Below are 25,170 nucleotides of genomic sequence, written 5' to 3'. Positions count from 1 at the left end.
GAAGGCTTCATTTGCTTACGGGCAAAATGGCCGACCAATAGGTCGGCCAAGAGGCCGGATAAAGGGGTAAGCTACGCAAAACATTAAAAGTCCCGTTGTACCCGGAATAACGCGGTCGCCTCATTTCTATTTTTTTCATGCCGTTGCCACATATTGGCAAAGCCAAAATCAACTCCCATCTCAACGCCATTAACAGGCATGTAAACAATGTCCATATCCATGGCGAGACGCTGAAAATCCTGTTGAGGAGCTGCTTTTGCCACCTCAACTCGCGCATAAGAGCTATCCACATCCCAACGCCATGCCGGTGAAAAGTAGTGCGTCAAGCCACCGGAAACCGAAATTCCTCGTGAGAGCTTTGTTTTGCCATCATCATAAGTGGCATCAAAAACATCATTAAACCCAATGTAGTCAAGCGCTCCTTGGGCATATTGCACCTGCAAAGCGGCTGCATCGCCCTCACCCCAAAACGGAATATTGAAGATAACGCCAGCACCAAGTGCAAAGCCTGTGGCACCATCTGCCTGACTGTCCAAGGCCCTCACCTGCTTAATCGCAGCTGAAGCTTGCGCACTCCCCCAGGCTTGATCAATTCTCAGTGCCGCAACGCCATCGGGCAGCTTATTTCCTGCAAGACCTTGCGTACCTCCACTCACAAACACCCCATTATCACGTAGACTTCTGTCTTCCAGTGAAAATGAAACACTCACGCCATTGCTCATCATAGCTGTGAAGGCAGCTACATTGGTGTCACGATCAGACCAGTTGCGCTTAATAGAGCCGAAAGTTGCACCCGTAAAATAATCAAACACAGAACGCGCGCGCCCCACAGTAAAACCGTAGAACTGCACATAACCTTTATTCATTCGCAAGAGTGTATTGTCATCCAGCCCCGCATCATCGCTATCACTAATTGCTTCCCATTCCATGTAGGAACGCAATAAGCCAAATTCAGTTTCTGTGCGTGCATCCATGCTCAGTGAAGCGCGAGCACGAAAGTTAACACCATTTTCAAGCCGCCCAGTTGGCTCTTGGTCACTTACACCCGACCAATTGCTTGGGCGGCTGCCAAAGTCCTCAATCTGTACTTCCGCGCGGACCCGGCCACTGATCCGCAAACAGGTATCTGTACCCGGAATAAAAAAGTAACCAGCACCATAACTATCGCAAACGCGAACATACTCGACCGGCTCCACCAAGTCAGGAAGCAACGGTTCAGTATTCGACGCCAAATCAGCCGCCCCACTATCAACACTCGAAAGTAATGCAACAGCAGGAAATAAAACAATATAATCACGAATTCTCATCTAGCCGACCTCCAAGAAAAGCCCAGCTTCATCGGCTATTTGTCAACTAAGTAAAATGAACACTTAGAAAACCAACAAATACGATCACTAGGCAAATACACTCAATTTGCTAGATATTGTTTTATTACTCATTGTTAAAAATGCATATCACTGCAATATTACTCAAATAAAATATTAGGATTATTGTGGCCAGACATAATCCTCCGACCAATAACCCTAATAATGTATTTAATGTAAACTTATTACCCATAAATAATACATAGTTATTTATATTAGATACATGATTTTATTACTAAAATAACTAATTGGGCAAATGCATAACTAAAACCCAGCCATCTCAACCTCAAAAAAAGAATGCATTAAGACTATAGGTATTCAGATTACTCAAGATAAAGCCAAATGCACTCATCATACGCCGAGGTTTAAAAATGCTAAGCAAAAATGTGATTATGCCAACAATCCTTCTGGCTTTCTTCTTGTTCCCTATCCACTTGCAAGCCAGTCCACTTCCATCATGGAATGATACCAAGGCAAAAGCTGCAATTATCGCGCATGTTGAGGCACTTACCGACCCGAATAGTAAATCATACCTCCCCAAAGAACGCCGTATTGCGACACTCGATAACGATGGCACATTATGGACCGAAAAACCGCTCTATATCCATGTTCTTGCCATTTTCGAACGCATGAAAGCGCAAATGAAACAAGCCCCCTTGCTCACCAAGCAACAGCCCTACGCAGCAATTGCCAGCAAAAAACTGGACTACTTCAAAGCCCTCTATGAAAATCAAGGGCTAGATTCCCTTGCTGGCCAATTGATGGCTGTTCCCTTTGCTGGAATTACAACAAACGACTATGCCAGTTGGATGCGCAAATGGGCCAAGGGCTGGCAACACCCCAAGTTCAAGCGCCCCCTATCCCAGCTCACCTACGCGCCCATGCGCGAATTGATCACCTATCTGAAAGACAACCAATTCCAAGTCTACATCTTTACCGCTGATGAAGGCGACTTTCTAAAACTGTTCTCGCAAGAGCTGTATGGCATCCCCCCGCAAAACGTTTTTGGCTCCAGCGTACATCGTGATTTTACCATGAGCGAGAGTGGTGCCACCATTACCCGCACCTATCGCATCCAGTCCATCAACAACTGGAGCGCAAAAGCCCGCTTAATTAATCAACTGTTTGGCCATGCCCCGGCTATCGCTGCCGGCAATTCCAATGGTGATCTCCAAATGTTGCAATACACGCACGCAAATGGCGGCCTTGCGTTACTGGTGAGCCACACAGACGATAAACGGGAAACCGCCTACCACTCGCACACCGATAAAGTGATGCTAGATGCAAAAAAGAACGGTTGGACAATCATTGATATGAAAAAAGAATGGCGCACCATATTCACTAAATAGGTAAGACGCTAACTTGCCATCCGACCAACAGCTTGCCGACTTAAAACTTTATGCACCGGCATGACGCAGTTTAAATAAACCCGCCCCAAGGCGTTATGGCAATGAACCCACGTTGCCATATACATACGGCCTTGATCCTTAAAAATAGAAATACGAAAGTTCAAATGCTTGTCGTCAAAACCAAGCAGTATTTCTTGTTCATTTTCAAAAGCCACTGGAAAGCGAATTTGCTGTTTATCACTGACCGCTTCGTTTGATCTGTGAATTCCAAATGGTTTAACGATAATATTACGCATTCTCATAAGCATATTCGGCAACCAACCAAATTGTAGCCCGTCTTCCATTGCTGTTCGTACAGATGAACAACTTTCAACAGAGTAACCGTCAATAAAATCGCCCTCTTGATACAGTGACCAAATACGAGAACCCTCAGGATGAATGCCGGCAATAACCATAGTACCCCCCAAATAAAAATGACCCACAATATAAATTATGGGTCATCCTAGGAGTTCTCAATAAACAGGGCCAATGCCCAATTAGTAGGGAGTAAAACACCTCAATAAGACGCTAATGACTATCCCCGCCTATTAGCTTGGCACGTAACCAACTTGAAAGGTTATCGATCAAAATTACAAGAATGATGACCAGTGCAATGATGTAGGTCGTATTTTCCCAATCCTGCCGTGTTCGCATGGTTTCAAGCAGCTTCAAACCAATGCCACCAGCTCCCAAAGCTCCAATCACCGTTGCCGAACGTGTATTGGACTCCAAATAATACAGCATCTGCGAAATAAACAGTGGTAGGATCTGCGGAAACACGCCAAAGCGATATTTCTGAACTGGTGATGCCCCTGTCGCCTGCACACCTTCGGCCTGCTTTTTATCGGCATTTTCGATCGCCTCGGAAAACAGCTTTCCAAATGTACCCGTATCGGTGAAGAAAATCGCAAACGTTCCTGAAAGCGGTCCAAGACCGAAAGCGCGTATAAAAATCAAAGACCAAATCAGATTATCAACACCGCGCAGGAAATCGAACAAACGTCGCAATCCAAATCGGCTCACCCTGTTGCGGTTCACATTACGCGCGGCTGCAAACGCCATTGGCAAAGCCAAAATACCCGCAATCAACGTACCCACCACAGCCATGACCAATGTTTGCAATAGCGCATAGGCAATGTCACCATGCAACCACTCTTCATTATACCAAAACTCAGAGAAAATAAGCGAAATGTTGGACTGCTGCGGATCCAGACGCTGCGCAGAAAACGCCAAGCTAACCACTTCGCCAAAGCTTTTACCATTTAAAGGGCTATCAAAATCAAACCAGAAGTTCTCCCAGCCCGCAAAGTAACGCTGTATCTCAATCCGAGATTTGGTAACACGGATGCGGCTGTAAAGGCTTGGCCTTGCATCAACCTGCGTCGCACTCACCCGCAACCACTCTGGTGTCTCACGCCCTGTGTAGGTAGGTGCACCTTGTCCCGTTTTAACCTGAAAATCCTGCGCATAATCTGGGTGTCGATAGCTAACGATACCATCTTTAACACGCACAAAACCATCACGCCCTAAATCAATCGAAGCATTGGCACCACTACTTTGAACCCAATCAGGGTTTTCAGAGTAAACCGTATTCCGATTACCCTCTAGGGAAACAACAAAACCCGCTTCCGGCTTTTTAAAGCGATAGCTGACGTGAATCTTATGCGCATAAGAATCGAGCAAGTACAAACTGGCAATATCAAAACGCACGCGCTTTGCCACGCTATGAATGTCAAAGCTCACATAGCAAACAGCCAGATAGGCCAAAATCAAAAGCGTAACAATTGGTGCTACCAGTTTTTTCAGCAGCGGACGGTCCACCACATCCGGGTATTTTCGCGCAATCGCGTTCATTTCAAGCATATGTACATGTGTCATTGTTAAGCCTATAGGGTTGCCGCATCGCCAATGAACGTGCGCCGCACAGCAGCAGATATGTAATCGATGAGACTAATTGCCGTGACCAGCATAAAAATAATCACCAAAATATCCGCCCCGTAATTCCAGTCGACAACCATTTTTAGCTCAGCCCCAAGGCCACCTGCTCCCACAAAGCCAAGAATTGCCGAAGCACGAACGTTGACCTCGAGCCGAAGCAAACAATAGGAAAAGAAGTTCGGTAATACTTGTGGCAAAATCCCGTAGCGCATTTGCTGCAGCCAATTCCCCCCCACTGAGGCAATACCTTCAACGGCCCGCATATCCGCATTTTCATTGGTTTCGGAAAACTGTTTTGCCAATGCCCCGATACTGTGAAAACAAACAGCCATGACCGCCGCTACAGGCGAAGGCCCAATAATCAGCACCAATAGCAACGCAATAACCATTTCAGGAAACGCACGTGTCACGTCCATAACGCGGCGCATACAAAACACCAGTATCCGTTGACTGACCAAGTTGCGGCTAGCCAAAAACGACAGCGCTCCTCCCAAAAAGAAAGCAATGAGTGTTGCCAGTAACGCAATGTTGATTGTTTCAATCAAATACGGCAGGTAGTGCCAACATAAGGAGAACAGCCGCCAAAGCCCGGCATCATAAGCGCCGCGAACCAGCTCCACAGGATAATCAAAGAACCTTGAAAGCCCGGAAAAAAAGCTACCGGAATTGGCATCCGCCGCCACAACCAAACCACCAGAGATTGAAAGTAAGACGACAGCAATAAGTATGAAGGTATAGAGCGCGCGCTGACGTGATAAACGTTGAAAATTTTGCTCCAGCTGCGCCAGTTTAGGATTTGCGGCCAGGGAATGAAGAGCTGCCACGAATTTCTCCTGATTATTATTGGGCACATATTAAAAATACAAAAAGCGCAGCACCATTGATGCTGCGCCCCGCTTTTTTAATAATTAGTTGCCTTTTTTCTTGGCTTCGATTTTACGGCGACGCGCCTCAACAATTGTCTTGTAGAAGCTGTGGTCCACATCAATATAGTCAGCGTATTCACCCGCCTGAGCTGAGTAGAAGCACTTTGGATCGTCCTTGACCATTTCTTTCAGTGATGCCTTGATCTTAGCTTTCACCTCTTGTGGCAAAGATGCACGCACAACCATCGGGCCATTTGGGATAAGTGGTGACTGCCAAACTTGCACCAGGTCACTCATGTCAACCATACCTTTGTCAACCATTTTGCGCAGGTTGCCAGAAGTATAACCATCTTCCCACTCGCCAACACCTGAGGCCCAGGTCACACCAGCGTCAACATCGCCATTAAGAACAGCCAGAACGTTTTGCTCATGACCACCTGAGAATTGAGTTGAGGCAAAATATTCTTTTGTGTTCAGGCCCATATCATCGAAAGCAACAGATGGGATCAGGTAACCGGAGGTGGAGTTAGGATCAGCAAAACCAATGCGCTTGCCTTTCAAGTCATCAAAGGTTTCGATACCTGAATCCGCCCGCGCAACCATCACAGAATAGTAACCGGTTGCACCATCAATTTGCTTTGTTGTCACAATTGGCTCAACAGCTTTAGGATCTGCCAGATAAATCGCGGCATAACCGGAAGCGCCAAGCTCGGCATAATCCAAAGTACCGCCCTTCAAGCCCTCAATTGTACCAGCATAATCGGCAGCAGGATACAAAGTCACTGGCACACCGAGCAACTTTTCAAAGCGGTCAGCGAGACACTGGTTCGCACGCAAACGGTCCTGTGCGTTCTCACCACCTAGAATACCAATGCGAAATTCAGTAATTTTTTCTTCCGCAAATGCTGTATTTACAGCAAATACAGATACCGTAATAGCTGCCGCAGCAGCGAGCTTAGCAAGTACTTTCATTTTAATCTCCATAGATACTATTGAAGCAATAAATTCCGCTTTTTAAGCGGATACCGCAGTTGCCAGTGGCATAACACCGGCTTGCTCAGTCACACTTGCAGCAGCAGTCTCGTTGCCGACAAGCGAAGTCTTTGTCGTCGCCTCGTCAAAGCTTTCATCAGCCCCGTAGATGTCTCGGGCTACAGCCGTTGAAAGCGCTTCAGGGTCACCATCAAAAACGATCTCGCCATCACGCATTCCAATAACGCGGTCACAGTAGTTGCGCGCAGTATCGAGCGTATGCAAATTACAAATAACAGTTAGGTTATCCTGCTCGTTAATCGAACGCAGGGCATCCATAACCACCTGTGCATTCATCGGGTCCAAAGAGGCAATTGGCTCATCAGCAAGAAGTATTTTAGGCTTTTGCATCAATGCCCGTGCAATAGCCACGCGCTGCTGTTGACCACCAGAAAGATTTTCCGCCCGTTTCATAGCTGTTTCAGCAATACCAAGACGCTCAAGATTCAAGAGTGCTTCAACCCGTTCATCACGCGAGAAGAGTTTCAAAACACTCGCTATGGTACTGTGCATATTCAAACGGCCAAGCATCACGTTGGTGAGCACATCTAAACGTGGCACAAGATTAAATTGCTGAAAAATCATAGCACAATCACGTTGCCAACGCCGTTGTGCGGCACCTTTCAAACGAAGCACATCAACCCCGTCAACCAGTAAGCGGCCAGATGTTGCCGGCGTCAATCGGTTTATCATCCGTAATAAGGTAGATTTACCTGCCCCGGAACGACCAATTATTCCAATCATCTGTGGTTTATCGACTTCAAAGCTGGCCCCCCTTACGGCAACATGGGAACCAAATTCTTTTCTGACCGTTTCAAACTGTATCACGTAGGCCTCATAGCGTTATCTGTTGCTTCGCTAATCGCTACATTGTGTAACAATACAATAACGGATTAATTACAAATTCATGAAGTCACATATGTGTCAAAATGATCACTGCTTTAACACACTGATACTAAGTATAAATTCGCAATTATATTGCAAAACAGCTACATTTAGTTCTCTTAATCAGCACCTATGAAACAAGTGGCTGCTTGAGCCAAGAAATCATTTCAAACATAAATTGATTCACTTACATAACCCATTTCTAATATTACCATGTAATAAGAACCATTATTATTTTCTATTATCAAATAATATTGCACCAAATATACTAATTTATTTTACAAACATAGAATTTCTAAAATAAACCACTGTCACTTTCAGTACATGAAAAATGACTAATAATAAATTTTATATTTATACTTTATGATAACTTGATGTAAGCGCTTACATATATCACTCTAACAAATACTATTCACTATGCTAGCTAACTACGGCAAACAAAGGGAGGGGCATTGAGCCCATAATACAACATTGGTAACTCTTGCCACAGTCTCTAAAGTAGCTGGCGTTTCCACTGCCACAGTTTCCAGGGTGCTCAATCAACCGCACAAAGTTGATAGGAACACGCGCCAAGTTGTTGAAAAAGCAATCGAGAAACTGGGGTATCGACCAAATCAATACGCGCGAGGGCTGGCAAGCAAAACCTCAAAAACCATAGGTGTCATCGTAAACCGCTTTTCATCAACATATTACGGGTTCATGTTAGACGGCGTAGAAGAAGCACTTGTAGAGTACGGCTACAAAACACTGGCCGAATCCAGCCGCGAAACAGCTGAAGGAGAAAACCAGGCACTGCTATCCTTAATCGATCGCCAGTGCGATGCCTTGGTAATACATACCAATAAACTAACAGATATCGAATTAGCTCAATACCAGAATAAAGCACGTCCCATCGTCTTTATGAACCGCAAAGTGCAGGCCTGCGAAAACGAATCTATCTACCTAGATAATAAAAGTGCAGGCCAACTTGCGGCAAGCTACCTTTTACAAAAAGGCCATACAAGTTTTGCCATGGTTACTGGCCCTAAATCCTATCACGAAAGCGTGTCACGCACTAACGGCTTCATAAGCACGCTAAAAGAACACGCGATTACAATCGATAAGGACTGTATTATTGAAAGCGATTTCACAGTTCAGGGCGGTTACGACAGCCTTTGTCGCCTACTAAAACAACAAAAACATTTTACAGCTATTTTCTTCCATAACGATGAAATGGCCGCCGGCGCATATAAAGCGTGCCGTGAGCATGGCATTGCCATACCAAGTCAAATTTCCATACTCGGGTTCGACGACGCAGTCATAGCAAGCCATTTGACCCCGGGACTTACAACTATAGAGCAACCATTGGCAGAAATTGGCAGAGCATCAGGCCTGCTGGCCCTGTCCCTTTTAAAAAACAAGCCAGAGATCTTTCAAGGGTCCAAACTGTTCACTGCGACGGTAAAAGAGCGTGATTCCGTCAAAGATATCAATAGGGAGTAAAGCGCTCAAACCTGGAGGAAATATGTACAAGCAGCTTATTCTTGGAATTTCCATAGCAACCATGTTTGCATTCACGGCACAATCTGGCGAATTGCGTTTTGATGGCTTTCCCGATCTTGATAGCCACCTGGATAAAGTCATTCCGGTATTTGAAGCGAATAACAAAGACAGCAAAGTTTCTTACCAGATGAACAATCATGGCGATCACCACAAGCGCTTAACAACAAACCTGGCAACAGGTGCAGGTGCAGGCGATATCGTTGCAGTGGATATCGAATATATCGGCTCGTTTATCAATTCAGGTGGATTTGAAAACTTATCAGCCCCTCAATATGGCGCAGAACAGTTCAAGGATCTATTCGTCAGCTATGCTTGGTCTCAGGGCAAAGGTACAGACGGCAATCAGTACGGCATACCGATCGATATAGGACCGGGGGTTATGTATTATCGCCGCGATAGCCTAGCAGCAGTTGACGCAAATATCGATGAGGTCATTAAAGACTGGGATAGCTATATTGAGTATGGCCGCCAGCTGAAGAAAAAGAACATCCACCTCATAGCCGATGCTTTCGATGTCGCCAACATTATCATTCGCACGACCGTCAAAGAAGGAGAAGGTCTGTATTTTGACCAAAATGGCAACTCGCTCATCCGCTCCCCCCGCTTTGTAAACGCATTCAAACTAGCAAAGACAATTCGCGACGAAGGACTAGATGCACAAATCGGTTCATGGTCAAACGAATGGTATGATGCGTTTAAAGATGGCAGCGTGGCAACTCAGCTTTCTGGTGCATGGCTGCTCGGCCACCTACAAAACTGGATGGCTCCGGATACCGCTGGTTTATGGGGTGTTTCAAATTTGCCAGACGGCATCTACGGCTCTTGGGGCGGCTCTTTCCTGGCAATTCCAAAACAATCGAAAAACAAACAGGAAGCATGGGAATTCATCAAGTTCCTAACAACTAACAAGCAAACCCAAATAGCAGCTCTTACCAATATTGGAGCCTTTCCAGTCCTGACGCAGACCTACAGCGATCCCATATTCGAGCAACCACTTGAATTTCTAGGTGGGCAAAAGGGCCGATTATTATTTGCCCATGTGGCACAACGCGTTCCGGCTGTAGCCCCAATGAAAGGAGACTTAATCGCTGCCGATGTTGTTCTAAATGGCGCTCTACGAGAAGTACTTAATGACGGCAAAGATATTGAAAGCGCTTTGAAAGACGCGGAACGCATGATCAAGCGACGCGTTAAATAGTGCAATGGTAAGGGCGCCTTGATTGCGCCCTTCCTCTAACAATATCAGTGCTTTTTAGTTGAACATTCAAGTAGTACTTGCGGGCAAAACAATGTCATCCGATACGCCATCAATCTCACCTCCCCCTGCTTCCAATAGGTCGAATAGTCTTGATAGGCTGGTAAACACAGTCCCCATAAAGCCTGAGCAAATAAAAAGACATAAGAAAAATAAATGGCACCGCCTCGTAAGGGCAATAACGCCTTGGCTCTTCATTTCACCATTTATAATAGTTTTTTGTACATTTACTCTTTTTCCTGTGCTCTTTTCCATTCACCTGTCTTTTCAAGAATGGAACCCCGTAACCGGCCTCAGCTCGATGCAATTTGTTGGCCTTCAAAACTACATCACCGCACTGGATGATCCTTGGTTCTGGAAGTCACTCTACAACACGCTCTGGCTCGCCATTGTTTCAGGTGTGCCTCAACATATTCTGGCAATACCCACGGCCTATATATTGGTTGCCACCTTACGTCCGATGCTACGCCACATTATTTCGGCCACTTTGTTTATTCCTTTCATTACATCCACTGTTGCCGTTTCGATGATTTTTTACAGTATTTATTCGGCCAATACGGGCATACTTAATCAAATCCTGGTGGGGCTGGCGCAAGTACCCATTATTGGCTGGCTGTTCTCATGGGCACCCGATGCAATGCCCATACAATGGCTCACACGATCTGATCTACTCAAGCCGGCTATCTCAGCTGTCGTGATTTGGAAATATACAGGCTTCAACATCCTTGTTTACTCTGCAGGCTTTATGACTGTACCAAATCAGCTCTATGACGCGGCAAAAGTTGATGGCTGTAACCGCTTCCAGCTCTTTTGGCACATCGCCTTACCGATGATACGCCCATTTATTTTCTTCGCACTCACACTCACCATTATTGGCAACCTACAGCTATTCGAGGAACCGTTTATTCTTACCACTGGCGATAGCGGCGGTATTGCTCAATCAGGCCTAACAACAACCTACTACTTATACTTGGTGGGATGGGAATGGCTGGAAATGGGAAGTGCCTCGGCAATATCCTGGATTCTTTTCCTGCTCATTGCACTGGCAACTGCCATTCACTTCTTTTTCAATGGCAAGCAAGGCATGGAAGGGCACCGGTAATGCAAAATGTAAAGCGCTCCGCACACACTCCCAAAACACAAACACTGGCAAGGCTGGCAAAGCTCAACTTCCTTGCTTTTGGCATAGTAATCACTATCTTTCCCTTTGTTTGGGTCGCACTCATGGGCACCCACACCAGGTCTGAGATTTTCTCATCTCCGCCACCTTTTTATATCGGCGACAACTTTATTGATAACTATTACAAGCTCTTAGAGATCATGCCTTTTTGGTTGGTACTCTGGAACTCGCTCTTTATATCCGTAATGGGCACCATTGGTGCAGTCTTCTTCTGCTCACTATGCGCCTATGGTTTTTTTGCTTTTGAATTTCGCGGTAAAAATATCATTTTCACACTCATGATCGCTTCCATGATGGTGCCCCCGGCCCTATTGCTCATCCCTTTCTTTTTAACAGTCCAGTTCCTGGGCATTCTCGATACTCACTTTGCACTGTGGTTTCCTGCCATCGCAAATGCATTCGGCATTTTTCTGGTGCGTCAATACATGGTGACAGCTATTTCAAAAGACTTGCTAGATGCAGCAAAAGTTGATGGGGCATCGCATTTGCGAATCTTTCTAGTCATAGTCTTACCCCTCATTAAGCCGGTACTCGCCACACTTGGAATTGTGATGTTTATTGGCCTATGGAATAACTTCCTATCACCCCTTATCGTTTTATCCTCGCCTGATAAATTTGTACTCACTCTCGCATTACGCTCGGTCCAATCGCTCGGCGATTCTCCTTGGGGAGCAGTTATGTTGGGTACTTTCTTATCAATGCTTCCCCTCCTCATCGCCTTTTTATTCTTCTCAAAACAAATCATGGCAGGGCTTACGGCCGGTGCAGTTAAAGGATAGCAATAGCTATTGGAGAACATTTCATGGCTTCATTACAACTCAGTAACCTAAGCAAATCATTTAATCAGACCAAAGTGCTAGAAGGTTTGAACCTAATGGTACCGGAGGGAGAGTTTATCGCTCTAATTGGCCCATCTGGCTGTGGCAAATCCACTTTGCTACGCATCATTGCTGGCCTGGACGAGCCAACTTCTGGTGACGTTTTACTCGATGGACAATGGGTTAACGAGCTCTCCCCGCGTGAGCGTAAAGTTGCCATGGTTTTCCAATCATATGCCCTTTATCCGCACATGACTGTCTTTGAAAACATTGGCTTTAATCTCAAAATATCCAAAATACCGCGGCAAGAAATTCGCCAACGTGTAACACAAACAGCGGCCATTTTGGATCTGGAAGAGCTGTTGGAAAGAAAACCCTCGCAATTATCAGGTGGGCAAAGGCAACGCGTTGCCATGGGCCGGGCCATAGTACGTAATCCAAATCTGTTCTTGTTTGATGAACCCCTGTCAAATTTGGATGCAAAGCTGCGTGTGCAAATGCGCGACGAAATAAAAAAACTGCACAAAGCAATCAAAACAACCTCAATTTACGTTACTCACGATCAGGTTGAGGCTATGACGCTGGCAGATCGGATTGTCATTTTAAATGATGGCGTTATTCAACAAATTGGGACGCCGCAACAGCTGTACAACACGCCGGTAAATCCATTTGTTGCCGGGTTTATTGGCTCTCCCTCTATGAATTTCTTAAATGGAAAATGGGAGGATGATCACAAAACAGCAATTATTTTAAAAGATGGAACAAAACTTCCAGCTCCTGTACCCAAGAGCAACACACATTTTGATGCCTCCACCCAAAACGATATCCTTATCGGAATGCGCCCCGAGCATCTACATTTACGTCCGGCCATGTCAGAGGACATTCAAGTAAAAGGTGTTTTGGATCATATCGAGCCCACTGGAGCGCAGAACTATCTGAAAGTACGTGTAGATGGGCAAATCATAACAGCGACAGACTTACAACAAAGCCAGTTACAATCACAACAACCAATTGAGCTAGCTATTGCACACAAAAACCTGCACTTCTTTGCAAATACCGCGCATGAATAACAAAACGGATTTTATTCAGCGCGATCCAACAAACGCTTACATTCAAGCAAATCAGTCATAACGGCTTGCAAACGGCTCACATCATCTTTTGTCAGCACAACGCCGCCTGTTTCTGCTCGCTCTTGCCCGCGAAAGCGGCTAAATATCCCTGTAGAAGGGCTTGCTGGTTCATTGGCAGGTAACTCTTCCACATCCGAAAGAACGCCTTCAGGTAGCTTCACGGGTACTTCTTTTGCAGCACGGCGGTCTAACTCAAACAAATCGTTTTGAGTATTGAGCTCGCTTGTTTCATAAGCGTCACTCTCTTCTTGCGCCACATCCAGACTATCCAGGTTACCAACTGGAGTTGTTACAGCTTCACGCCAAACATCCATAACAAAGCGTATGCCTTGTTCCTGCAAAATTTTCTGAACACCTTTGATGGTATAGCCTTTGCCATAGAGCAAATAGCGAATGCCACGCAACAACATGACATCTTCCGGGCGATAATACCTTCGCCCTCCACCGCGTTTCATGGGTGAGATTTGGCTAAAACGCGTTTCCCAAAACCGCAACACGTGTTGTGGCAAATCCAGTTCTGTTGCCACTTCACTAATTGTTCGAAATGCATCAGCGGTTTTAGACAAAACAATAGCCCTGTAGTTTTGGCCCGGCTAACCGGGCCAAATCAAAGAATGCATGGTGCCGTTAAAAAACTAAAACAGCTTATTAAGCGTCAACATTTTCGAGTAATGCATCATTAATGCGTTGCTTTAAAACATTGCTGGGTTTGAACACCATTACCCGCCGTGGAGAAATAGGAACCTCCTCACCGGTTTTTGGGTTACGCCCAATACGCTCCCCCTTTGAGCGTACAACAAACGATCCAAAAGAGGATAGCTTGACTGTATTACCCTGCTCCAGGCTTGCAGATATTTCTCCCAACACCTGCTCAACCAAGTCTGCAGATTCTGAGCGAGACAAGCCCACTTTTTGATAAACTGCCTCGCACAAGTCAGCGCGGGTCACCGTATGACCACTCATAGAACCCTCCTAATCCAAGAACCAAGCCTTTAGGAATATAGATAATTCTCAAAGGGATACGGTATAAAGTTAAATGCCTGCGGTCAACAGCACATTACAAAAAACACCCTTATTTTACGTAGGGTTCACCACCGCAGCATCACAGCGCCCCATGTAAAGCCACCTCCCATGGCCTCGAGCATCATCAAATCGCCTTCTTTCACACGGCCCGACTTAACTAGACTGTCCAAAGCCAACGGAATTGAGCCCGCAGATGTATTACCATGATAAGCTACTGTTTGTATTACCTTTTCTGGACTGATGCCTAGTTTTTTAGCAGAAGCATCAATAATACGTTTATTCGCTTGGTGCGGTACAAACCAGTTTAAATCCTCAGCGGTTGTACCAGTTTCATCAAAACAAGCCTGAATTACATCTGTCACCATACCCACAGCATGTTTAAACACTTCTTTGCCCTGCATACGCAAATGACCTGTGGTTTGTGTGGTAGATGGGCCACCATCAACATACAGTTTTTCCTTGTGATTCCCGTCTGAGCGTAATTGACAGGACACCACACCGCGTCCGCACTCGGCTGCATCTCCTTCTTGCGCTTCCAAAATAACGGCTCCGGCACCATCACCAAACAGCACACAAGTGGTCCGATCACTCCAATCCAGAATGCGTGAAAATGTTTCAGCGCCAATAACCAGTGCCCGCTTTGCCATTCCGCCACGCAAATAAGCATCGGCTGTAGTCATGGCATAAACAAAGCCCGAGCAAACGGCTTGTATGTCAAAAGCAAAGCCATGGGTGATGCCAAGCTTACGTTGGACCTCAACCGCAGTCGCCGGGAAGGTATGATCTGGCGTTGCCGTCGCAAGAACAATTAAATCTATATCACTGGCTTCAAGGCCCGCATGAACCAAAGCAGCTTGAGCTGCCTTTGTCGCCAGGTCTGAAGTATATTCACCCTCGGCTGCAACGTGTCGTTCTCGTATACCGGAGCGCTGTACAATCCACTCATCAGTGGTATCCACCATTTTTTCAAGGTCATGGTTGGTTATAGTTTTTTCAGGCAGGTAACTACCGCATCCAAGAACAACAGAGCGAAGAGATTTCACAATTATACCTTCCAATTACGCATCACGTTCAGCAAGACGACCACGATGATAGTCACCCAGATCATCGGAGATTTTTTTAATAAGATTATTTTTTGCCATGTCATAGGCAAGCTCAACAGCAGCGGCAAAACCTTCAGCATCTGTGCCGCCATGGCTTTTTATGACAATACCATTGAGCCCCAAAAACACACCACCATTGACTTTGCGCGGATCCATCTTCGCACGCAACCTCTCAAAGGCTCCCCGTGCAAATAAATAGCCAATTTTCGCCATAATAGTTCTACTCATGGCAGCCCGCAAATAGCTGGCCAGCTGCTTGGCTGTACCCTCGGCAGTTTTAAGCGCAATATTACCGGCAAACCCTTCAGTCACCACAACATCAACGGTGCCTTTACCAATGTCGTCGCCTTCAACAAACCCGGCATAAGTCATGTTCGTAGGCGAAAGTTCGCGCAGCATCCGTCCTGCAGTACGCACTTCTTCAACGCCTTTCACTTCTTCAACACCAATATTCAAAAGTCCGACACTCGGGCGCTCAACACCTTGAATAGAACGCGCCATGGCACCGCCAAGTATTGCAAAATCAATAAGCTGTTGCGCATCCGCGCCCACAGTAGCACCCACATCAAGCACAATAGACTCGCCCCGCATGGTCGGCCACATAGCAGCGATTGCGGGGCGCTCAATCCCCGCCATTGTCCGCAAGCAAAACTTCGACATAGCCATCAAAGCACCCGTATTACCTGCAGAAACAGCCACATCTGCATCACCGTTCTTCACCGCTGCAATGGCCTGCCACATCGACGACTTGCCACGGCCTTTTCTCAGGGCCTGACTCGGCTTTTCGTCCATTGTTATTGAAACATCGCAGTGTTCAAAAGAACTCGAGGCTTTCAGTTTGGGGTATTGGGCCATTAGAGGCTCGATAACTTTTTGATCGCCAAACAAACAAAAGTGAATGTCAGGGCAGCGCTCAAGTATCAGCTCGGCACCGGGTAATACGGTATCGGCACCATTATCCCCCCCCATCACATCCAATGAAATTCTTACTTTGCTCGACATTGATAAAGTCCAAATCCTACTGTTTTTGGCCACGATAATGGCACAACGCTTTTAAGGTTTGCCTGCTCATACCAACAAACCTACCACTTTTACATGTCAAAGCCCTAAATAGGCAAACATGTGAGCTTCAGCGCACTTACGCAATTTGTTGTTCGTTATTGCTTCAACAACTGCCCGTTTTGTTATGCGTTAGTGTTCACTCTCACGCAATTTTTTTAATGCTGCAAAAGGTGAAGCCTGTTGCTTTTCTCTCACTTCAGCCTCTTCGTCAATGGGCTGTGGTGCAAACTTTTCATCCATTTCGACACCAGCGGCACGAGGAAAATTGTTTAACGCTAGGGCAAAGTGCTCACAAATAACAGCCCCAACATCAAGTGAAGAACCGCTAAAGGTTTCAGGAGGGTCCTTTTCCTCCATATCGACCAAGAGTTCAAGGCTATCCTCATTTTTCCGCTTGGTGCCGCGCTCTTCCTCTGGCAAAAAGGTCCGCTCAAAGCTATCGTGTACGACCTCGCGAACAGGTTCCAGGCTGATGATACACTGTTGGATCACTTCCGCATCAATCACCCCGGATATTGCAACCCCGTTTTTACGCCATGTACGCAGCTCCAGTTGCGCTTCGAGCTGCTTAACCTCGATTAAGTCATAGGCTTTAGCCACCTGCTGACACTGTTCGCTACTAAGTTCCAGCTTAATATGATGTTTCTTGTTTCCAAGGCGGGTCACTTCCACCATGTGAACAATTGGATAGTCAATAACACTCATTTTAAGCACCTTCCACAACTGGCAACTCTTGCAGCCAATCAACATGGCCTACCAACAACGCACCCAGATCCTGTTTTTCCAAGTAGCCGTAGGATTTGCGAACATATAAGGCCAGTTGCGATGCCTTTCTATGCTTTTCTTGAGAATCGTAGATATTTTTACAAAGAGCGCGAACCAACTCATCGTTTACCTCGCTCTTCATTGCCTCGGCATAAGCAACCGAACGGCCATAAAATGATTCGCTCATTTTACGAATGCGGCGTCGCACCCCTTCATCACCAATTCCCTGCTCGCGCATGCTCTGATCCATATCTTCAAAAAATAAATCAAATACCCCTTGAGAAACTTCCTTGGCCGCCGCGCCTTCTCCATCCAAGCGCTTCAGGACTAAAAAACTATGTAAAACAATTAGTTCAAACCGACCAGAAATACTATCAGAAACGCCGCCCTCAGTATAAAACATGGGCTGACGCGCTTGCTGGACGATGGTTTTATACAAGGAATAGACACCATCTCTCTGCTTTTTTTTAAAAAAACCAAATACCATAACGCCCTCCTGGACAGGTTATTTCTCACAGTGGTTGCCAACTTGCCATTGACACGTTAGGCATGTTGATTAATGCGAATTTAGTTCGCTTGAATGATAGATTTTTGCTCTTTTTGCAAGTCAACAGGGTGTATCGCATGTTGAATTTCGCGCAACGTACAGCGCTTCTTGTTTGTTTGTCTTTGCCGCTAAGCGGCTGCTTCACGCAAACGCTGGTACACGGCCAGCAAGTCTCGCCAGATGCTCTACAAGAAATCCAGGTAGGCTCAAGCCGCGAGCAGGTGGAATTACTGTTGGGCACGCCCTCAACAACTTCCAACCTCAACGGTGAGGCATACTATTATATTTCTCAAAAAACAGAAACCGTGGCATTTTTAAGCCCGGAAATCGTCGATCAGCGCGTCGTTGCTATTTACCTTGATGACGATGGCTATGTGAAATCAATGGGTAACTACGGCCTAGAAGACGGTAAACTTGTTGACTACCTCAACAAAAAGACCCGCACAGGCGGTGAAGACTATGGCTTCTTAACCCAAATTCTCCGTGGTGCGCGCAACCCGTCATTGGGTCTATAACTGTAGCGTAATCACGAATTATAGCTTCCAGACAAAACTAGGGGCCCACCTTGCAAACAAGATGGGCCCCTAATTATTTGTTGAATACGAGCAGATGAACTAGTGAGCCAAAACGGCCAGGATCAAAAGCGCCACAATGTTCGTGATCTTGATCATCGGGTTAACTGCAGGGCCTGAAGTATCCTTGTATGGATCGCCAACCGTATCACCTGTTACAGCTGCTTTATGGGCCTCAGAGCCTTTACCGCCATGATTACCATCCTCGATATGCTTTTTGGCGTTATCCCATGCACCACCACCAGCGGTCATAGAAAGCGCAACGAACAAACCGGTAATGATAACACCCAGTAACATCGCCCCAAGTGCGGCAAACGCATTCGCTTTACCGGCAATCATATTAATCACCCAGTAACAAAAGACCGGTGAAAGCACAGGCAACAATGAAGGAATAATCATTTCCTTGATTGCAGCTTTTGTCAGCATATCAACGGCACGGCCGTAATCAGGACGTTCAGTACCTTTCATGATACCGGGTTTTTCTTTGAACTGCTGACGCACTTCCTCAACAACTGCACCGGCTGCCCGGCCCACGGCTGTCATGGTAATACCACCAAACAGGAATGGCAGCAGACCACCAAAGAATAAACCAACAACCACATAAGGGTTGGACAAAGAGAAGTCCAAAGCAGTTGGATCAATATCTTTAAAGTAGGCGAACTGATCGCCATTTGCCATGAAGAACTTCAGGTCTTCAGTGTAAGCAGTAAACAGCACCAAAGCACCCAGACCGGCAGAACCGATTGCATAACCTTTAGTAACCGCTTTTGTGGTGTTGCCCACGGCATCCAAAGCATCGGTTGTTTTACGCACATCCGCTGGCAGTTCGGCCATTTCGGCAATGCCGCCTGCATTATCAGTCACCGGACCAAAAGCGTCCAGCGCCACAACCATACCGGCCAAAGCAAGCATTGTTGTCACAGCAATCGCGATACCGAACAGGCCAGCAAGCTGGAAAGTAACAATAATACCGGCAATAATCACAATTGCTGGTAAAGCTGTTGCTTCCATGGAAACCGCAAGACCTTGGATCACATTGGTACCATGGCCAGTTTCAGATGCTTTCGCAATAGAGCGAACAGGACGATAGCCGGTACCGGTGTAAAATTCTGTGATCCAGATAATAAGACCCGTAACCACAAGACCGGTAATACCACTCAAGAACAAGGACATAGCAGGGAAGCTAATGCCATTACTCATGGTTAGCTGTGTGTCCATACCACCAAATACCCAAGTGGTAATTGGATACAGCGCCACCGCCGAGATCACCGCAGCCGCGATAAATCCTTTGTACAGCGCACCCATGATGGAATTGGACTGTCCCAAGCGCACGAAGAACGTACCGGCAATAGAAGCAACGCCACAAATACCACAGATAACCAAAGGATACAGCATGGCCGATTGCAAGGCCTCAGAACCGGCAAAGTAAATTGCTGCCAAAACCATCGTTGCAACCAATGTTACCGCGTAGGTTTCGAACAAATCAGCTGCCATACCCGCGCAGTCACCAACGTTATCACCAACGTTATCAGCAATTGTTGCAGGGTTACGCGGATCATCCTCAGGAATACCGGCTTCCACTTTACCAACAAGGTCACCACCAACGTCAGCACCCTTAGTAAAGATACCGCCGCCTAAGCGCGCAAAAATGGATATGAGCGAAGCACCAAAGCCAAGCGCGACCAACGCATCAATCACGCTACGCGATGTCCAGGCATGCCCCATAGGGCCTGTAAGAATGTAAAAGTAAACCGCAACACCCAAGAGTGCTAGGCCGGCAACGAACATACCGGTAACAGCACCAGAGCGAAAAGCAACACTTAAGCCTGCACCTAAGCTTTGGCTGGAAGCTTGGGCTGTACGCACATTTGCACGCACAGAAACCAACATACCAATGAAGCCCGCAGCGCCTGATAGTATTGCCCCAATGGCAAAGCCAATAGCCACAGTAATGGAAAGCAAATACGCAACCACTGCAAAAATGACAACGCCAACCAAGGCGATACTTGTATATTGGCGAGAAAGGTAAGCTTGCGCACCCTCTTGAATAGCACCTGCAATTTCTTGCATGCGTGCGTTACCGGCATCGGCTGCCATAACGCTACGAATTGCCCAAATGCCATAGAGAACTGACAAGACCCCACAACCTATGGTAATGAATAGTTCAGTCATGAATCCTCCCCTAGGATTGATCTGCAACGAAAGATTGCAGAGACTAAAGTACCGCCTCTAGTTGAAGCACGTATGGGGAGACGGTATATGGCTGGCACTATCCGTCAAGATTGTTTTCAGAGGTAGTCCTAGATAACACGTAGGTTGATAAGTGCCGCTGCACACTGACGCACTTCACAATTAACTAGAGGTTACAGCTCTAACCCTAAGAGATAGAAGAAGAACAAGTACGACAATCACCAAAAGTAAACTTATCTGATTGACCATATCCCAGCCATAAACTGAAAGTAGTTTTCCTGAGGAAAACGACGATACCGCCATAGAACTAAAGATCACAAAGTCATTTATTGACTGAACACTATTCGCTTCATTATTTCTATAAGTTGTTGTCAGTAAAGTTGTTGCGCCAACATAAGAAAAATTCCAGCCTAGACCAAGTAGTATCAGCGATATCCAGAAGTGCGCCAATCCATCGCCACTCATGCCAACAATTGCAGAAAGACCGGTCACAATAAACCCTGCGGCAATAACACGCGTAGAGCCAAAGCGCGAAATAATGCTGCCACTAAAGAAACTCGGCAAATACATTGCCAACACATGCCACTGTATGCCAAGGGCCGCCTCCGACTCACTAAAACCACAACCCACCATAGCTAGGGGTGCCGAAGTCATTAGCAAATTCATTAGGCTGTAACTGGTTGCACCGCAGAGCACCGCAATGATTAAAGGCCTTTGCGAGAAAATTTCTGACCAATGACGTTTTTGGTCCCTATCAATAGTCACCTTTTGCCGCTTGGGTAAACGTAAAAAACCCACAGCTATAAGCGCACAAAATTGCAACCCGGCCTGCACCATATAAGTGGCCATGAATAAAAACGGCGTATATAAATCCTTGGTAAAAATAACTGTTTGTGGCCCCAGTATAGCCGCAACAATACCACCTGTAAGAACCCATGAAACCGCCTTGGGCCGAAACGCAGGCGAAGCAGTGTCTGTTGCCGCAAACCGCCCTTGTTGCAAAAATGCTGCCACAACCCCGTTTCCAAATGTCGAAAGGCACAAAAGCGTAAAACTACCCTGATAGGCAGCGTAACTTGCAAGCAAAGAGAACAAAATTCCGGTAAAATTGCTTAGCAAAAAACCAAAGCGACGCCCGTAGCGCCGCATAATTTGCCCAGCAAGCAGACTGCCAAGCATTGTTCCGAAAACAAGCGCAGTCACCGGCAACGTTGCATACGTCATATCGCCGCCGAGCAAACTCGCTGCCAGAATTGTCGTGGTGCTATAAATTATTGTTGTAGCGGAAGAGCCGAAAGCCTGCGCAAAAGCAAGAATCCTAGCGTTGTAGCTTGCTAGATCGTCATCAAACACGGGTGTTTCATTTACATTACTTGTCTGCACGCTCATGCTACGCTCCTTATTTAGTTCTTCACTAAAGAAGCGCTATTAATAAGCAAGATCTAATGTATCGAACCCTATCATCTATGTGGATTTACCCACTGTTTTAACAATGCATTTTAGAAAACAGTCTTATCAACCATAGTTTCTTCGATTCAGGTAAAAGTTAATCCCTCTTCCGAACAAAGAATGTCAGGTTAACTTATATCACCCCAATATGGTATCCGCAGCTTGATGGCCGTTTCGCCTCTAGCCCTAGAAGTGGGCATATCCACGCTTGGAAAAAGTAACAACCTGCTGGTTATCGTAGAATACAGGCTCACATGAGCCAAAAGTTACTTTACTTTCGACAAATTTGCCGATTTGCGTAACCCGTACCCCGCACTGGCGCATAGCGGTTTCAAACTCGCTAGCATTCTCTGGCAAAACCGCCATAAGTACCTCATAGTCATCACCGCCAGTAACAACGGTTTCAACCGCATCAGGGCACAGTTTTACAACGCGTTGCCCCGCATGAGAAAGTGGAATCCTGCTCAGTTCTACTTGTGCACCAACCTCAGATGTTTGGCACATGTGACCAAGATCAGCAACCAGACCATCGGAAATATCCATTGAAGCCAGTGCATATTCTCTGATGATTTCATGCGCTTCAATGCGAGGCTCTGGCCTTAAATACCGGCCAAGAAGATAATCAATATCACTTTTATCAACTTGCCATTGAGCGCGGGCATTATCATCGCGGCGTAAACACAACCCCAGTGCTGAATCGCCAATATTACCAGTTACATACAGAAGAGCCCCGGCTTGCGCTGTCGTTCGGCGAACAACTCTGCCCGTCGGCACCTCCCCAAACATACTGATAGAAATAACCAGTTGACCAGTGCCGGTTTTAATGGTGTCACCCCCGAGCAAATCAAGCCCGTAGCGTAACATATCCCGCTTCAGCCCATCAACAAAACGCCCCATGAACGCATCATCAGCTGTAACGGGGAGCCCAAGCCCCATAAAATAGCCAAGAGGTTTTGCCCCCTTGGCAATAATATCAGAAACATTAACCCGAAGTACTTTTGCCGCAATATCTTCGGGTGCGTCATCAGCAAAGAAGTGTACTTGCGAGGCCAGCATATCCTTACTAATGACAAGATCATAGCCATTACGTGGAGACAATGTTGCCGCATCGTCTTCAAGTCCGGCTGCACCTGTACTTTGCGCCAGCGGCGCCAGGTATTTCTTTATAAACGAAAATTCGCCTAACGCCGCCATGGATACCTATGACCCGTTTCTTTGCCAGCTTGCAATCATGCAATGCCAAGCCTTGCTTTTGGGGTACAAACTAAAACCTTTAATCAACTTACTCGGAAGTAAATTCCTCAGGCCTTAAATCACGCGCCAACCGGTTCATAATACCATTCACAAGCTTGGGTTCCTCTTGCTCGTAAAAGGCTTTTGTTATCTCAATATATTCATTGATAATAACCTTTGCCGGCACATCTTTTTTACGCAACAGTTCGCCCATGCCAACCCTTAGTATGGCTCTTAAAGTTGTATCAACGCGTTTAAGTGGCCAGTCCTGAGAAAGCATTTTATGAAGTGCTGGGTCAATTTTCCGCTGCTCTTCGAATACAATCTGGACCAGGTCACGAAACCAACCTGCATCGGCTTCACGATACAACTCACCGTCGACCTCTTGTCCGAGGCGAAAAACTTCATATTCGCTCAAAACATCGTTCACACGTGCTTCGGAAACTTCAAGTTGATAGATAGCCTGTACCGCAGCAAGGCGCGCAGCCCCGCGCTTGTTCACAGGCCGCACTTCTTTCTTGCTATTACCTTGTTCGCTCGTCATTCCTAATTAAATCCCAAAACGGTCGCGTAGCTTTATCATTGCCAAGCAAGCTTCAGCTGCACCACCGCCTTTATTCTTTTGTTCAACACTGGCTCTTGCCCATGCTTGTTCGCTATTTTCTACCGTTTGTATACCATTGCCAACGGGAAGAGCGGCATCAACCACAAGGTCCATAATAGCGCGAGCAGACTCATTTGAAACAATATCGTAATGCGTTGTTTCTCCGCGAATAACCACACCAAGTAACACAAAACCATCATAATCGGCGCTGCCCATCTCAACTCCAGCTAGCGCCATGGATAAAGCAGCGGGAATTTCAAGGACACCAGGTACACTCACGCGAGAAATTCTTGCACCAGCACGCTCCAAAACCTCTTCGGCACCTTCGTAAAGGGCATCGGCTAGATCTTCATAAAATCGCGCTTCAATCACTAGGATATTTGGAACTGCTGTCATCACTACCACTCACCACTTAAGAACCCCGTTAGCGAACAACGGCTCTATTACCAATCCCAACATATGCCGGGGGCCTGTGTTTACAGGACATTACACTCAGGAACCATGCAAAAAACAAATTGTCCAGCCATATTCTCACCGATGCGTTAAAAACAATCGGCAAAAACATAAATTCTTTGCACCAACTGGCCCCATAAGCCTCAAAAAATCACTCTTGGTTAAACTCAGCCAGCCGCGCCACATAGCGAGCCATCATATCGACTTCCAAGTTCACCTCATCACCTTCAAGGCGCTGCCCCCAAGTGGTCACCGAAAGTGTGTGCGGAATAAGAAATACAGAAAACGTGTTACCGTCAGCCTCGTTCACCGTCAACGACGTACCATCCAGCGCAACCGAGCCTTTTTTGGGAATGAATTTTGCGAACTCAGGCGCACACGAGAATTGAAGATAGACACTATCAGGATGTTCTTCGCGGCGAATTATTTTGGCGCGCCCATCCACGTGGCCTTGTACCAAGTGTCCACCAAGCTCAGCTCCTAAGGCAAGCGAGCGTTCAAGATTGACCATATCGCCGACCTTCCAGCCAGCAACGGTTGTCAATCGCAATGTCTCGGCCGCGCTTTCCACCTCGAACCACGCCTGTTCGCCATCACGTCCACGTGCAACAACCGTATGACAAACACCTGAACATGCAATAGATGCACCGATATCAATCGTTTCAGGCTCATAAGAACATGCAATCCGAGAACGCAGTCCGGCGTCTATTTTCTCAACGACAACCAACCTGCCCACATCCGTAACGATACCAGTAAACACGTCTCTTGCTC

General features: G+C 46.4%; 25 protein-coding genes. 7 read left to right on the top strand and 18 right to left on the bottom strand.

Annotation, left to right across the window (positions count from 1 at the left end; genetic code table 11):
• Positions 1–83: 83 nt before the first annotated feature.
• Entirely contained in the window at positions 84–1,307 is a 1,224-nt protein-coding gene (locus AYK67_RS04955) for a porin (protein WP_068083112.1), read from the bottom strand.
• A gap of 428 nt (positions 1,308–1,735) precedes the next feature.
• Between AYK67_RS04955 and AYK67_RS04950 the strand changes: the two genes are divergently transcribed.
• On the top strand, positions 1,736–2,713 hold the full coding sequence (locus AYK67_RS04950; RefSeq protein WP_068083109.1) for an HAD family hydrolase: 978 nt from the start codon (positions 1,736–1,738) through the stop codon (positions 2,711–2,713).
• Between the two features lie 8 nt (positions 2,714–2,721).
• Here the strand turns inward: AYK67_RS04950 and AYK67_RS04945 are convergent, their stop codons facing one another.
• From AYK67_RS04945 to phnC, 5 genes are all read right to left on the bottom strand, one after another.
• A complete protein-coding gene (locus AYK67_RS04945) occupies positions 2,722–3,168 on the bottom strand; it encodes a DUF2867 domain-containing protein (protein WP_068083106.1) in 447 nt (148 codons plus the stop codon).
• Positions 3,169–3,280: 112 nt separating this feature from the next.
• On the bottom strand, positions 3,281–4,630 hold the full coding sequence (gene phnE / locus AYK67_RS04940; protein WP_068083104.1) for a phosphonate ABC transporter, permease protein PhnE: 1,350 nt from the start codon (positions 4,628–4,630) through the stop codon (positions 3,281–3,283).
• Positions 4,631–4,638: 8 nt separating this feature from the next.
• Positions 4,639–5,514 carry a phosphonate ABC transporter, permease protein PhnE gene (gene phnE / locus AYK67_RS04935; RefSeq protein ID WP_068083103.1) on the bottom strand — a complete coding sequence of 292 codons (876 nt, stop codon included), beginning with the start codon at positions 5,512–5,514 and terminating at the stop codon, positions 4,639–4,641.
• A gap of 84 nt (positions 5,515–5,598) precedes the next feature.
• Entirely contained in the window at positions 5,599–6,528 is a 930-nt protein-coding gene (phnD, locus tag AYK67_RS04930) for a phosphonate ABC transporter substrate-binding protein (RefSeq protein WP_068083100.1), read from the bottom strand.
• Positions 6,529–6,570: 42 nt separating this feature from the next.
• Positions 6,571–7,416: a phosphonate ABC transporter ATP-binding protein gene (gene phnC / locus AYK67_RS04925; RefSeq protein ID WP_068083096.1), complete on the bottom strand. Its 846-nt coding sequence runs from the start codon at positions 7,414–7,416 to the stop codon at positions 6,571–6,573.
• Positions 7,417–7,944: 528 nt separating this feature from the next.
• Here phnC and AYK67_RS04920 point away from each other — a divergent pair.
• The 5 genes from AYK67_RS04920 (at position 7,945) to AYK67_RS04900 (ending at position 13,338) form a co-directional block, all read left to right on the top strand.
• Complete coding sequence (locus AYK67_RS04920) at positions 7,945–8,955, top strand: LacI family DNA-binding transcriptional regulator (protein ID WP_068083091.1); 1,011 nt, start codon at positions 7,945–7,947, stop codon at positions 8,953–8,955.
• 22 nt (positions 8,956–8,977) lie between these two features.
• The gene (locus AYK67_RS04915) at positions 8,978–10,213 is read left to right on the top strand and encodes an extracellular solute-binding protein (protein WP_068083090.1); all 1,236 of its coding nucleotides are present in this window, start codon (positions 8,978–8,980) and stop codon (positions 10,211–10,213) included.
• A gap of 358 nt (positions 10,214–10,571) precedes the next feature.
• Complete coding sequence (locus AYK67_RS04910; protein WP_206597494.1) at positions 10,572–11,372, top strand: carbohydrate ABC transporter permease; 801 nt, start codon at positions 10,572–10,574, stop codon at positions 11,370–11,372.
• Positions 11,372–12,229: a carbohydrate ABC transporter permease gene (locus AYK67_RS04905; protein ID WP_068083087.1), complete on the top strand. Its 858-nt coding sequence runs from the start codon at positions 11,372–11,374 to the stop codon at positions 12,227–12,229. The genes AYK67_RS04910 and AYK67_RS04905 overlap by 1 nt, the downstream gene beginning before the upstream one ends.
• Before the next feature lie 23 nt (positions 12,230–12,252).
• The gene (locus AYK67_RS04900; RefSeq protein ID WP_068083085.1) at positions 12,253–13,338 is read left to right on the top strand and encodes an ABC transporter ATP-binding protein; all 1,086 of its coding nucleotides are present in this window, start codon (positions 12,253–12,255) and stop codon (positions 13,336–13,338) included.
• An 11-nt stretch (positions 13,339–13,349) separates the two neighbouring features.
• On the opposite strand, the gene AYK67_RS04895 is transcribed toward AYK67_RS04900, so the two are convergent.
• The 6 genes from AYK67_RS04895 to AYK67_RS04870 all read right to left on the bottom strand — a co-directional run bounded on the left by AYK67_RS04895 (position 13,350) and on the right by AYK67_RS04870 (position 17,838).
• Positions 13,350–13,964, bottom strand: a complete 615-nt coding sequence (locus tag AYK67_RS04895; RefSeq protein WP_082735639.1) for a MerR family transcriptional regulator — start codon at positions 13,962–13,964, stop codon at positions 13,350–13,352.
• Positions 13,965–14,046: 82 nt separating this feature from the next.
• Entirely contained in the window at positions 14,047–14,361 is a 315-nt protein-coding gene (locus AYK67_RS04890) for an integration host factor subunit alpha (RefSeq protein WP_068083081.1), read from the bottom strand.
• Positions 14,362–14,486: 125 nt separating this feature from the next.
• Positions 14,487–15,464: a beta-ketoacyl-ACP synthase III gene (locus tag AYK67_RS04885; RefSeq protein ID WP_156453051.1), complete on the bottom strand. Its 978-nt coding sequence runs from the start codon at positions 15,462–15,464 to the stop codon at positions 14,487–14,489.
• Between the two features lie 15 nt (positions 15,465–15,479).
• On the bottom strand, positions 15,480–16,526 hold the full coding sequence (gene plsX, locus AYK67_RS04880) for a phosphate acyltransferase PlsX (protein ID WP_068083080.1): 1,047 nt from the start codon (positions 16,524–16,526) through the stop codon (positions 15,480–15,482).
• 189 nt (positions 16,527–16,715) lie between these two features.
• Positions 16,716–17,291 (bottom strand): YceD family protein, encoded by a 576-nt coding sequence (locus tag AYK67_RS04875; RefSeq protein ID WP_068083078.1) that lies wholly within the window; start codon positions 17,289–17,291, stop codon positions 16,716–16,718.
• Position 17,292: 1 nt separating this feature from the next.
• Positions 17,293–17,838, bottom strand: coding sequence for a ubiquinol-cytochrome C chaperone family protein (locus AYK67_RS04870; RefSeq protein WP_068083075.1), 546 nt, complete (start codon positions 17,836–17,838; stop codon positions 17,293–17,295).
• Between the two features lie 137 nt (positions 17,839–17,975).
• Between AYK67_RS04870 and AYK67_RS04865 the strand changes: the two genes are divergently transcribed.
• On the top strand, positions 17,976–18,413 hold the full coding sequence (locus AYK67_RS04865; RefSeq protein ID WP_068083073.1) for an outer membrane protein assembly factor BamE: 438 nt from the start codon (positions 17,976–17,978) through the stop codon (positions 18,411–18,413).
• A 99-nt stretch (positions 18,414–18,512) separates the two neighbouring features.
• Here AYK67_RS04865 and AYK67_RS04860 read toward each other — a convergent pair whose 3' ends face one another.
• The 6 genes from AYK67_RS04860 to AYK67_RS04835 form a co-directional block, all read right to left on the bottom strand.
• Positions 18,513–20,642 carry a sodium-translocating pyrophosphatase gene (locus AYK67_RS04860; protein ID WP_068083070.1) on the bottom strand — a complete coding sequence of 710 codons (2,130 nt, stop codon included), beginning with the start codon at positions 20,640–20,642 and terminating at the stop codon, positions 18,513–18,515.
• 180 nt (positions 20,643–20,822) lie between these two features.
• A complete protein-coding gene (locus AYK67_RS04855; protein ID WP_068083067.1) occupies positions 20,823–22,049 on the bottom strand; it encodes an MFS transporter in 1,227 nt (408 codons plus the stop codon).
• A 246-nt stretch (positions 22,050–22,295) separates the two neighbouring features.
• Positions 22,296–23,303 (bottom strand): thiamine-phosphate kinase, encoded by a 1,008-nt coding sequence (thiL, locus tag AYK67_RS04850; protein ID WP_068083065.1) that lies wholly within the window; start codon positions 23,301–23,303, stop codon positions 22,296–22,298.
• A gap of 88 nt (positions 23,304–23,391) precedes the next feature.
• Positions 23,392–23,886 carry a transcription antitermination factor NusB gene (gene nusB, locus AYK67_RS04845; RefSeq protein ID WP_068083063.1) on the bottom strand — a complete coding sequence of 165 codons (495 nt, stop codon included), beginning with the start codon at positions 23,884–23,886 and terminating at the stop codon, positions 23,392–23,394.
• Positions 23,887–23,892: 6 nt separating this feature from the next.
• On the bottom strand, positions 23,893–24,342 hold the full coding sequence (gene ribH / locus AYK67_RS04840; protein ID WP_068083061.1) for a 6,7-dimethyl-8-ribityllumazine synthase: 450 nt from the start codon (positions 24,340–24,342) through the stop codon (positions 23,893–23,895).
• A gap of 208 nt (positions 24,343–24,550) precedes the next feature.
• Positions 24,551–25,159 carry a riboflavin synthase gene (locus AYK67_RS04835; protein ID WP_068083059.1) on the bottom strand — a complete coding sequence of 203 codons (609 nt, stop codon included), beginning with the start codon at positions 25,157–25,159 and terminating at the stop codon, positions 24,551–24,553.
• Positions 25,160–25,170 lie beyond the last annotated feature (11 nt).

This window comes from Polycladidibacter stylochi, assembly GCF_001562055.1.
Lineage (GTDB): Bacteria > Pseudomonadota > Alphaproteobacteria > Rhizobiales > Stappiaceae > Pseudovibrio > Pseudovibrio stylochi.
This window is presented reverse-complemented; position numbering and strand designations above follow the sequence as displayed.

Excerpts from the sequence above, each read along its gene's own strand:
- AYK67_RS04955 (WP_068083112.1), bottom strand. The coding sequence starts at position 1,307 with ATGAGAATTCGTGATTATATTGTTTTATTTCCTGCTGTTGCATTACTT.
- AYK67_RS04950 (WP_068083109.1), top strand. The coding sequence starts at position 1,736 with ATGCTAAGCAAAAATGTGATTATGCCAACAATCCTTCTGGCTTTCTTC.
- AYK67_RS04945 (WP_068083106.1), bottom strand. The coding sequence starts at position 3,168 with ATGGTTATTGCCGGCATTCATCCTGAGGGTTCTCGTATTTGGTCACTG.
- phnE (WP_068083104.1), bottom strand. The coding sequence starts at position 4,630 with ATGACACATGTACATATGCTTGAAATGAACGCGATTGCGCGAAAATAC.
- phnD (WP_068083100.1), bottom strand. The coding sequence starts at position 6,528 with ATGAAAGTACTTGCTAAGCTCGCTGCTGCGGCAGCTATTACGGTATCT.
- AYK67_RS04915 (WP_068083090.1), top strand. The coding sequence starts at position 8,978 with ATGTACAAGCAGCTTATTCTTGGAATTTCCATAGCAACCATGTTTGCA.
- AYK67_RS04910 (WP_206597494.1), top strand. The coding sequence starts at position 10,572 with ATGCAATTTGTTGGCCTTCAAAACTACATCACCGCACTGGATGATCCT.
- AYK67_RS04905 (WP_068083087.1), top strand. The coding sequence starts at position 11,372 with ATGCAAAATGTAAAGCGCTCCGCACACACTCCCAAAACACAAACACTG.
- AYK67_RS04900 (WP_068083085.1), top strand. The coding sequence starts at position 12,253 with ATGGCTTCATTACAACTCAGTAACCTAAGCAAATCATTTAATCAGACC.
- AYK67_RS04890 (WP_068083081.1), bottom strand. The coding sequence starts at position 14,361 with ATGAGTGGTCATACGGTGACCCGCGCTGACTTGTGCGAGGCAGTTTAT.
- plsX (WP_068083080.1), bottom strand. The coding sequence starts at position 16,526 with ATGTCGAGCAAAGTAAGAATTTCATTGGATGTGATGGGGGGGGATAAT.
- AYK67_RS04875 (WP_068083078.1), bottom strand. The coding sequence starts at position 17,291 with ATGAGTGTTATTGACTATCCAATTGTTCACATGGTGGAAGTGACCCGC.
- AYK67_RS04870 (WP_068083075.1), bottom strand. The coding sequence starts at position 17,838 with ATGGTATTTGGTTTTTTTAAAAAAAAGCAGAGAGATGGTGTCTATTCC.
- AYK67_RS04865 (WP_068083073.1), top strand. The coding sequence starts at position 17,976 with ATGTTGAATTTCGCGCAACGTACAGCGCTTCTTGTTTGTTTGTCTTTG.
- AYK67_RS04860 (WP_068083070.1), bottom strand. The coding sequence starts at position 20,642 with ATGACTGAACTATTCATTACCATAGGTTGTGGGGTCTTGTCAGTTCTC.
- AYK67_RS04855 (WP_068083067.1), bottom strand. The coding sequence starts at position 22,049 with ATGAGCGTGCAGACAAGTAATGTAAATGAAACACCCGTGTTTGATGAC.
- thiL (WP_068083065.1), bottom strand. The coding sequence starts at position 23,303 with ATGGCGGCGTTAGGCGAATTTTCGTTTATAAAGAAATACCTGGCGCCG.
- nusB (WP_068083063.1), bottom strand. The coding sequence starts at position 23,886 with ATGACGAGCGAACAAGGTAATAGCAAGAAAGAAGTGCGGCCTGTGAAC.
- ribH (WP_068083061.1), bottom strand. The coding sequence starts at position 24,342 with ATGACAGCAGTTCCAAATATCCTAGTGATTGAAGCGCGATTTTATGAA.